The following is an 8,841-nucleotide window of genomic DNA, read 5'->3' as shown; positions in this document are numbered from 1 at the left end:
GAAAGAAAGATTAGTTTTTAATGTGGGATAGGGCAGAGAAAATTATGTTGAAATGTTGGAGATTATTTTTTTGTCAAAAGAAAGCGAATATTTCGATTGAATTTGCAATTGTTTGTCCTTTTTTAATCGCTCTATTTGTATTTATGCTTGAGTTAAGTAGAATTATGATTATTGGTTCTGCTTTAGATTTGATGTCTACTGAAATAACAAGAAAAGTAGCAATTTCTGAAAATACAAATTATGCTGAACAAATGCAACAATTAGTTACCTCAGAAGTTAAATTATGGCCTTATTTAACTAATTCGGACGATTTTCATATAACAGTAACATTTTGTAGCACAATACAAGATATAGCTAGTAATTCTTGCCAGATTACGCTTAGTGATAATACTCGCCTAATATTATTTAATTTACAATATGACTATCGTGCTATATTTTCTGAAATATTTTCAAGTATTTTAGACTCTTCTTTAACAAAAAAAACAGTTGTTTACCGTGAATTTTATGAAAAAGTGAAGGACTAAAATAGCAATGAAATATTTGAATAATTTTTTTCGCAATAAAAACGGTGTTGTTTCAATTGAGTTTGCGGCTTGCTTTTTTTTATTTTCACTATTAGTCTTCATTATTTATGATGTATACAGTACCATCATGCTACAAAATAAACTTGAACGGGCAAATTATACAGTTGCATCAATTTTTCGTGAAAGGTCAGCTATTTATCCAATGGTGGGTAATGGAAATAGTTCTAATAATTATTTAACATGTATTAGGGATCTTAAATCTTGCTACAGATCTCATGAGTTATTTGACGATAACCAAGTGCAAGAATTGCGTCAATTGGCTAGTTCATTATTAGATCGTGACGTTGCGATAAGAGTCGATGCTTTATTTGTTTTACAAGATCCTAGACATCCGCAAGACTTGCACCATGCTAAATTAGCCACCCTAAGTTCAGAATCGTGTTCTGCAGGAGTTTGTGATAGCGCTATTAGCTATTTTGGTTCATTACCTGATATGATTGGAAGATCATCCCCTAGAAACAATGATTATTTAAAACTTATACCCTATGTTCAAAGAACAATTGATCCAGCGACGGGATTAACTGGGCGTTGGATTCCATTATATCGAATTAGCATGTGCATTGTTAATGAAGAGAGTCTTTATTTAAAATGGAAGAATTCCAGTAGAGAGGCAACGGATACTTTCCCAAACTTGTGTAGTAATATTGCACTATTATCTCGTTGCAATAACATTGCGGAAAATAATGGTTCGGCTTGCCCTATTTATCATCGTTAATTAATACTCTTTTAAAAGTATGAGAGGATTATATGAATAATAACAAATTAAAACAGAACAATTGTAAAAAGAAAAGCTTTTTTAAGTGTACTGCTGGAAACGTTATTATAAGTTTTGCAATTATGCTACCCGCTATGCTTACTTGCATGTTAGTTTCAATTGATCATACTCAAACTATGCGTAATCGGGCTAGATTATCAGAAGCAACTAATGAGGCTTCATTAGCCGTTATTGCTATAAATAATAAAAATGCTGATGAGGCATCACTTGAACAAAACCAGCAAATGGCATTGAACTATATTAATTATTTTGTTCATCAAAAAATTAGTAGTGATAAATTAGATGGTGCTAATATAAAAATAGAATATAAAGAAGATAAAAAAGAATATGATATTGCCTATAATCAAATTTTTAATTCTTTAATTACTCGTAACGACTATACTGGCAGTACGGAAAGTGAAGCGATTTCTGTAAGTAATAAAACGGAAAGCTATGGCAATACTCAAAAATATGATGTTCGTGATTCAGTTGCTATTGCGTTTATTAGTGATTTTTCAGGTTCAGCAACATGTGAGTACAGCAATACGCAATGTAATGATTATACTGCAGTTGTTCGAAATAGTGATACACGACGCCTTAATTATATGAGAAAGGCAATAGGAGATATCATTAGCAAATTTGAAAAGTACCCCACATATAATTTTGCTTTAATTCCTTATGATATTGGAGTTCCTGTTTTAACAAACGCCAAAAATCCTGCTGGTGGTGAAGGTTACTCGTGCTCAGTTATGTACAAAATGAAAGAGCCTTACGATTCAGTTGACTATAATTTCTGGGCGAATAAAAATATCGCATATCCTAAATGGAGTAAGTTGAAAAAAATTCATCTAATTGATGATTATTTAACTTATAACTATTTTAATAAATTTAATAAAAATACAGCATATTACTATCTGGATTATTATTATTATCTTTATTATTCAAAAATAATCGGTCCTGCAGTAGGCGCTCATAGTGATAGTGATTTAGTAGAGAAAAACCTGTGTGAACATAGGCATAATATTGAACAGGTTAATATGGGATCTTCTCGATATGCTTGCAATAAGAAAGCCCCTGAGGACTACCCATTATCCCCTGGAAACAAAAAAAAAGTTGAAAGGCAATATGCTAAAATAGTTCAATTATATGATTATATGTTTTCTGGTTACTATGATGATGTGCATTATTCGTTTGCCAATACTTTGACAGTTGATGTAGATGGAACTCTCAGGTCATTATTTACAAAAATGGATGAGAATACAATAACGTTTAACCGCATTATATCGCCTACCATGACTAGTTTTTCTCCATTTCAAGGGATGTGTCAATCGCCTTTATACAGTAATGGTATCATGAGTAAAAAAATGATTAAAATGCCAGATTCAGAAAGGCTTGCTGAAGCGGCAAGGAATGTTAGCAATTTTAAATCATTACCTCATTTAATTCCTTTTAGTAATGATGAAGATCATAAAGAACATAATAGACATCTTCGAGAATTTATTAGTGATAGTAGTGTAACTTGGCAGCCCGGTGGCGGAACGGATACTATAACAGCTTTACTGAGAACTGTGCCTGTGATGGCTAAAGAAAATTCTAATAATAAAATTATGATTATTATTACTGATGGTAAAGATGACAAAGGTGCGGATAAACTTAGAGACCTTTTTTTAGATGGTAATGTTTGCCAGAGTATAACAGAAGGTTTAACATCTAAGGAATACTATACTAGTGGTTATATTGAAAAGCCTGCTAACACAGCCGCTATTTATTATATAAAATTAGATCCTAATGCTAGTAACTTGACGACAGATGAACAATATGAGTCTATGTACGGTAAGTGGTTTACTAACTGCATGAAAAAGAATAAAAACTACTTATTTGAAGCTCAAGATTATCAGTCATTATTTGATGCAATAAATAGAATTATTGAGGTAGAGACAGGTAACTTTATTAATAAAAGTGAGTGAACAAGATCAAGATAATGAGAAATAGGAGTTGCCAAAAATGAGAATTACAAAAATCATTATATTATTTATGACTTGCATATGTTTTCCATTGTTAGCAGAACAATCAGGAGATAAACGTACAGATGCATTAATTTTTCTCAATGCGTCAGAAGCAGATCCAATTGCAAGAACTAGCTTAAGGAAAACAGGTCTAACTATAGAAAATGGTGATCTTTGGATTTGGGGTTACAGATATACAGGACAACAAGGTAATGGGGTTACTCGTGTTCGTCGTGACCGCATGCCCGCTAGAGTTAATACTTTTGTTAGAGCAGGACTCTCTATTACCCAAGTCGCTGCTGGTAAATATCATATTATTGCACTTGATGATCGAGGTGATGTCTGGGGGTGGGGTAGAAACTTACGCCAAGAAGCTACAGGTGGTCAACAAAAGAGGAATGGGAAAAAAGATGACAGATATGTAAACGAACCTGTTTCAGTTTTGAAGGAGCAAGATGTTATTGAAATTGCATGTGGGAGATACAATTCTTACGCTTTGACAAGGAGTGGGGATGTTTATTCTTGGGGAAGCAATCTTCGTGGTCAATCGGGGACGGGTACTCGTTCTTCAGCAATTGCACTTACAAAAATTACTGGATTTGGAGGTAAAAAGATAGTAAAAATTGGTTCCGGTTATGATAGTGGTTATGCTATTAGTGAAGATGGGGAAGTGTTTGCTTGGGGAGACGGAGATCGAGGTGCTTTTGGTGAAGAATTAGTCGGAAAAAATAGATTTCAAACTAAACCTAAAGCTATTACACAGAACCTGAAAGCCGGTATAACTGATTTTTCTAGTGGTAAAAAGATTTTGTATATTGGTGGTGGAAGTGCTTACACTATGATTTTACTTGATAATGGTAGAGTTTATGGTATGGGAAAATCTAGTCGCTTAGGTATTCAAGGTCCATATGAAGAAGATGAAGAATTACCAGAAGATAATGATGATGGAGACAGTGATGATTTGGATGAAAATAATGATGAGATTGAAGATGACCGAGATGATTATCATAAAGAGTTAACACCAGAAGAGATAGATGAAGAAAATGAAAAAAGGGAAGATCAAGGCTCTACACATCCTACCCCAACGTTGGTTACAACAAATGTTCGCTCACTTTTTTGCCGTTTCCGTGGTTGTGTTGCTATTACTAATGATAATAAATTAGTGACATGGGGACATAAAAGAGGAATTTATAAAAATATATTGTATGGGGCAAATCCAACAATTAGAGATAATATTCATGGCCCTTTGACCAAAATCGATGTTGGTCATCAACACTTTTTTTATTGGAATGAAGAAGGACAAGCTTTTGGTGTTGGGTACGGTTCGAGTAGAAAAATTAGTCCTAATAATAATAAAAGACAAGATTGGCCAGGATTGGAAATGAAATTTCTTACTGATGAGATGAAAAGAGTTTATGGTGATAATTATATTTTAGGGCAAGTACAGTAATAATGATGAATCAACTACTAATTAATGATGTTATTATTTTAACAATTTGGGGATGTTTATTAGTTGCTTGTTATACTGATTTAACACGCAGAATAATATCAAATTATGTTGTTTGTATAATTTTTATTCTCGCTATTTTGAATTTTATTTTTGGTGCAGGTCAACTAAATTATAAAGCATCAGGAATATTTTTGATTTGTGGTCTATTTATGTTTTATTGCCGATTAGTTGGGGCAGGAGATATAAAATTAATTACAGCGCTCTTGATATCTGTTCCACCGAATGATGTTTGGGGTTTTTTAGTGCTAATTACATTACTTGGGCTGCCGATTGCGATTATAGCAATAATATATAAATATATTAAAAAACCTGAAACAAGAGTCACATTACCTTATGGTCTAGCTATTAGCGGAAGTTATTTTTTAACGTCAATTACACTATTTAAAACAGTATTCTAATAATTACTTATTGTTCTCCCCCCCCCCCGAATAATTACACTTTGATGGATAGTTTTTTTGGGGGGGCATTTATTTGGCTCTGTATATTCTTTACGCTAAGATTAAGTTCTAACCCTCAGCTCACGCGATAACACATCAGCTTATGATATATATCCATTGATAGACTAGATTTTTGATACGGTTAAAGCACTTAGGCTTGATATTGGCAACACCCATACTGTTGCCTATTTTTCCACTTTTTATAGCTAACCGAATTACCTATGTGTAGCTACCCCCTAAAATAGTACAGCCAAAAAGTAGAAAATTCTCTATGATAAAAGTAAAAGAGGATTCAATTATGAAAAAAATGACTGAACATCAAATCGTCGCTATTTTAAAAGAAGCTGAAGCAGGTATTCCTGTCAAGGAACTCTGTCGTAAATATGGCATGGGTAATTCAACTTTCTATAAATGGCGAGAAAAATACGGCGGAATGGAAACGTCGGATATCAAACGCTTAAAGGAGCTTGAGGCTGAAAATCGTAAGCTTAAACAGATGTTTGCTGAGCTAAGTTTAAAATCCCAGCTTCAGAAAGAAATCATAAAAAAGCTTTAGTGCCCACAAAGGCGCGTAAAACATGGGCACAGCAACTACAACAAAATCATTCGGTTACTATTGCAATGAGTTGTGCCATTGTTGGTTTAAGCCGTTGTGCTTACTATTATCAACCTAAGTTACTGGATGATTCAGTGATTGTTTCAGTGTTGAATGCTATCACAGACCGGCATTTACGCTGGGGCTTTCCTAAGTGTTTTAATCGTATCAGAAAGCTCGGCTATCAATGGAATCATAAACGGGTATATCGGGTGTATTGTGAATTAAAGCTTAATCTCAGGGTAAAGCGTAAAAAACGCATTCCTCCACGAAGCCCAGAAAGGCTATCAGCACCCAGTAAACAAGGTGAAGCTGGTCAATGGATTTTATGAGTGATAGTCGTTGTAATCAACGTCGCTTTAGGACATTCAATGTTATCGATGACTTTAATCGTGAGGCGTTAGGTATTGATATTGCAGTAAGCTTACCGGCAAGAAGGATTACCCGTTATTTAGATAAACTGGCCGAATATCATGGCTATCCATTAAAAATACGAGTAGATAATGGACCAGAATTTACAGGAAAAACCTTTATAAACTGGGCTAAATCACATGATATAGCCATTGATTATATAGAGCCCGATAGCCCTTATCAAAATGGCTATATTGAACGATTTAATCGTACCTATCGTACTGAGGTACTCGATTTATATCTTTTTAACAACTTAGCGCAAGCAAGGAGAATAACTGAAGAATGGTTAACGGTTTATAACACCGAAAGGCCGCATGAGGCATTAAATAACATGACACCGATTGAGTATAAAACACTAAAACAAGCAGCATGATTTTCTACGTGAGTTGTGTACTAAGTTTGGGGTATTTACAAAAAAGATCCCACTTTTTAGATAGGGATCTTCTTAGTCTGTTTAAAATAAAAATGTCTCAGTTAATTATTGCTAATATTCTTTACGCAAATAAAACCAGCCTAAATTACCTTTTTTATCACAAATATCTATTGATTTATGTACAACCAATAAATCAAGATAGATATCTTTAAAATCATTGAAAAAATCAGCTACAACTTCAGTATTAGCTATCTGCATTTCTTCTTCCTCTTCTTCTGATAAGTTATTATCAAAAAACATTTTTATTGTTAATAAATTATCTTTATTTAATTCTGCTGTAATGCCTCTCATTTTTTTTGTTGCTCTGCCAAGTAAACTATACATGACACTTTGATTAATTTGATTTCTTATATTTATTGATACTTCATTATTCATAATTCATGGCCTCGCTGGTACGATATGTACTCCTTTTTTTGAATAGTGTTTTGTTTTATTGGAATTATAGGATTTGGTGACAGTGTTAACCGTCACCTCTAACTGACAAAAACACAAAATGCAGGATAGGGTCGTTTTTGCATTACTAACATATTACCCTTTTCCATATTTAAGTTGGACATGTTAGATGCTTGTACTATAAATATTTTTTAGGTACATTAGCTAACTGCTTATTAAGCGACCAGCTAATAGGTTGGTATTTTACACAATTCCATTTAGCACCTGATTTTATCCACTTATCTCGATAAGTTCTGATACCTATTAAAGTTGAATCTTCATATCCAAATTCCACACCACAACATTCACAAATATTATACGTAGGAGATTCTCCATCAATACCCCATTGAGGCTCTGATTGTTCTAAACCACATACGCGGCATATATATAATTCATCATTTTTGTGCATTGAAATACTCCAAATTGTTTTTATATCCATGAGATGCTGGATTTGGTTTAAACATTGTTTTTGGGGTTCCATCAGCATTCTTTATAGCAAAAATATTTGTTGATGGATTGTAATATACAGTATCACCATTTTTTCTAACTTTTGTCAAAGTGCCTTCTGGTGGATTTCTTACAAAATTATGGGCAGCATCAACATACTCCTTCGAGTTTTGAAATTCTGGAAACTCGTGTTTATGTTTATCCCAATGACCATAAGCATTTGTAACTGAGTCTTTTTTATTTGTTTCAGACCAAACTTTGTCTTCTGGACGTTTACCTGAATTGGCATTAACCTTCTGCTCATTTTTAACATGCTCACCAAAATTGCTGCTCTCATTAGCTTTTGAGTTTGCAACTTGACCATCATATATTTTATCCTTAGTTTCCTTATAATTTCCACCGCCTTGTTGAACTTTTCCTGCCCCGTGCTCGGCTTCTAAGGCTTTTTTATCTAAAGGGCGATTTTCTTTTGCTCCCGTTTTGGCTTGAGTTTTTTCTAGCTCTTTACTTATTTGCTTTATTTCTTTAGCCGATAACTGCCCTATAGCTCTCGCTTTCCGGGCTAAATCGCTCATACCTTTTGCAGTAACGCCAGCTGTTGAAAGTGAAAATAACAATTCAGCATCTGATACTGACACGCCTAATATCTTAGCTAGCCCCTCGGCTGTTTGCGTATGATAAGTTTTGCCATAATAAACGGTCATTGCTCCCGTTACGCCATTATCAGCCATTGACCATGTTAGATATGCACTTGGTATACATCCCACCACTGAGCTGCAACCTGGTGATAATGCGGCTGCTCCAAACCCATCGATAGCAGCAAACCCAATCTGAAGGACTCCTCCTGCTCGAGTGGTTATGCTGTATTCATTATCAATATTCTTTGTACCATCAAAAATACCATCAAAAAATGTATACTGAAATAACTTTTCATTTTTTTGATAAGGTATACCAAATATAGTTCTATTTTTTGTGTGTTCTTGAGCTGCAAGCGTTTCTCTATATGCTTGTAACTCGTCACTACTGCCTAACTTTTCTAGTTCTCGGAGTGCCGCTTTCTGCGGGTCATTATCAGCCAGTTCGGACGAACATTTAATTAGTGCACATGCTGCTGCAAGATAACGTAATTCTTCCTGCTTATCTCCTTTAGCCAATTTTCTAATTCGTTTATTCTCTCTACGCGTAGTTAAACGGTTATTCTCAACCGCATTCTTACTCGCAGCTATCGAAGC

The 8,841-nt window shown here is 34.2% G+C and carries 7 protein-coding genes and 2 pseudogenes; 6 read left to right on the top strand and 3 right to left on the bottom strand.

The window, feature by feature from the left end; translation table 11 throughout:
* The first annotated feature begins 20 nt into the window (after nucleotides 1–20).
* From A9G42_RS05985 to A9G42_RS05955, 6 genes and pseudogenes are all read left to right on the top strand, one after another.
* On the top strand, nucleotides 21–524 hold the full coding sequence (locus tag A9G42_RS05985) for a TadE/TadG family type IV pilus assembly protein (protein ID WP_065588911.1): 504 nt from the start codon (nucleotides 21–23) through the stop codon (nucleotides 522–524).
* A 16-nt stretch (nucleotides 525–540) separates the two neighbouring features.
* Nucleotides 541–1,299 carry a tight adherence pilus pseudopilin TadF gene (gene tadF / locus A9G42_RS05980; protein ID WP_179854621.1) on the top strand — a complete coding sequence of 253 codons (759 nt, stop codon included), beginning with the start codon at nucleotides 541–543 and terminating at the stop codon, nucleotides 1,297–1,299.
* A 32-nt stretch (nucleotides 1,300–1,331) separates the two neighbouring features.
* Nucleotides 1,332–3,305, top strand: coding sequence for a TadE/TadG family type IV pilus assembly protein (locus tag A9G42_RS05975; protein ID WP_065652931.1), 1,974 nt, complete (start codon nucleotides 1,332–1,334; stop codon nucleotides 3,303–3,305).
* Between the two features lie 37 nt (nucleotides 3,306–3,342).
* Complete coding sequence (locus A9G42_RS05970; protein ID WP_065652930.1) at nucleotides 3,343–4,794, top strand: RCC1 domain-containing protein; 1,452 nt, start codon at nucleotides 3,343–3,345, stop codon at nucleotides 4,792–4,794.
* Nucleotides 4,795–4,796: 2 nt separating this feature from the next.
* Complete coding sequence (locus tag A9G42_RS05965) at nucleotides 4,797–5,252, top strand: A24 family peptidase (RefSeq protein WP_065588915.1); 456 nt, start codon at nucleotides 4,797–4,799, stop codon at nucleotides 5,250–5,252.
* Between the two features lie 337 nt (nucleotides 5,253–5,589).
* Nucleotides 5,590–6,670, top strand: a pseudogene (locus A9G42_RS05955) (IS3 family transposase).
* 111 nt (nucleotides 6,671–6,781) lie between these two features.
* Here A9G42_RS05955 and A9G42_RS05950 read toward each other — a convergent pair.
* The 3 genes and pseudogenes from A9G42_RS05950 to A9G42_RS13910 all read right to left on the bottom strand — a co-directional run.
* Nucleotides 6,782–7,105, bottom strand: a complete 324-nt coding sequence (locus A9G42_RS05950; RefSeq protein WP_065652928.1) for a hypothetical protein — start codon at nucleotides 7,103–7,105, stop codon at nucleotides 6,782–6,784.
* A gap of 196 nt (nucleotides 7,106–7,301) precedes the next feature.
* Entirely contained in the window at nucleotides 7,302–7,571 is a 270-nt protein-coding gene (locus A9G42_RS05945) for a hypothetical protein (RefSeq protein WP_065652927.1), read from the bottom strand.
* Nucleotides 7,558–8,841: pseudogene (locus A9G42_RS13910) on the bottom strand (hypothetical protein); the annotation flags it as partial. The gene A9G42_RS05945 and the pseudogene A9G42_RS13910, both read right to left, overlap by 14 nt.

It is taken from the genome of Gilliamella sp. Nev6-6, assembly GCF_001690605.1.
Taxonomy (GTDB): domain Bacteria; phylum Pseudomonadota; class Gammaproteobacteria; order Enterobacterales; family Orbaceae; genus Gilliamella; species Gilliamella apicola_C.
Note: the sequence above shows the minus strand (reverse complement) of the source record. Positions and strands in the feature narration are given on the sequence as shown.

Coding starts and splice junctions, on each gene's coding strand:
- A9G42_RS05985 (WP_065588911.1), top strand. CDS start 21: ATGTGGGATAGGGCAGAGAAAATTATGTTGAAATGTTGGAGATTATTT.
- A9G42_RS05975 (WP_065652931.1), top strand. CDS start 1,332: ATGAATAATAACAAATTAAAACAGAACAATTGTAAAAAGAAAAGCTTT.
- A9G42_RS05970 (WP_065652930.1), top strand. CDS start 3,343: ATGAGAATTACAAAAATCATTATATTATTTATGACTTGCATATGTTTT.
- A9G42_RS05965 (WP_065588915.1), top strand. CDS start 4,797: ATGATGAATCAACTACTAATTAATGATGTTATTATTTTAACAATTTGG.
- A9G42_RS05950 (WP_065652928.1), bottom strand. CDS start 7,105: ATGAATAATGAAGTATCAATAAATATAAGAAATCAAATTAATCAAAGT.
- A9G42_RS05945 (WP_065652927.1), bottom strand. CDS start 7,571: ATGCACAAAAATGATGAATTATATATATGCCGCGTATGTGGTTTAGAA.